The sequence below is a fragment of the Gracilibacillus saliphilus genome (assembly GCF_010994085.1).
GTDB classification, from domain to species: domain Bacteria; phylum Bacillota; class Bacilli; order Bacillales; family Amphibacillaceae; genus Gracilibacillus; species Gracilibacillus lacisalsi.
Window position 1 is genome coordinate 1 of record NZ_WJEB01000078.1, and the last position, 676, is coordinate 676.

A 676-nucleotide genomic window follows, 5' to 3' on the forward strand; every position below is an offset into this window, starting at 1 on the left:
CCCCATGTTCGTAAAAAGTTATGGAAAGAAATGTTCTGGTCGAGAAGTTTTTGTTTGTTGACGACTGGCGGTTCACCTATTGAAGTGATAAAAAAATATATTGAAAATCAAGGGATAAAGTGAGGTGATTTGATATGGCTAAACAAAATAAAGCGTACAAGTTCAGAATATATCCAACAGCTGAACAGGTTTTGATGATACGCAAAACATTTGGTTGTGTTCGGTTTATCTATAATAAAATGTTAGCCGAACGTAAAGAAACGTATGAAAGCCTAAAAGATGATAAGGAAGCTTTGAAAAAGATAAAACATCCTACTCCTGCTAAATATAAAAAGGTATTTGAGTGGCTAAAGGAGGTAGACTCTTTAGCGTTAGCAAACGCTCAACTAAACTTAGATAAAGCGTATAAAGCATTCTTCAAAGGGAATGCCAAGTTCCCAAAATTCAAAAGCAAACGACATAAGCAAAGCTATACTACGAATGTTGTGAACGGAAACATTCAACTGTTGGATGGTCATATCAAATTACCTAAGTTGAAAATGGTTAAAATCAAACAACATCGAGAAATCCCATCCGAATACAAAATCAAATCTTGTACACTATCTATGACTTCATCAGGAAAATACTATATTTCAATTCTTACAGAGTATGAAAAGGAGATGGAAACCAAAGAAAT

2 protein-coding genes are annotated in these 676 nt (G+C 33.9%); both read left to right on the top strand.

Annotation, left to right across the window (positions count from 1 at the left end; genetic code table 11):
• The coding region (locus GHT08_RS21900; RefSeq protein ID WP_193568342.1) for a transposase at positions 1-123 on the top strand (123 nt) is incomplete at its 5' end.
• A gap of 11 nt (positions 124-134) precedes the next feature.
• A partial coding sequence (locus tag GHT08_RS21905; RefSeq protein ID WP_163583499.1) for an RNA-guided endonuclease TnpB family protein occupies positions 135-676 on the top strand: 542 nt, incomplete at its 3' end.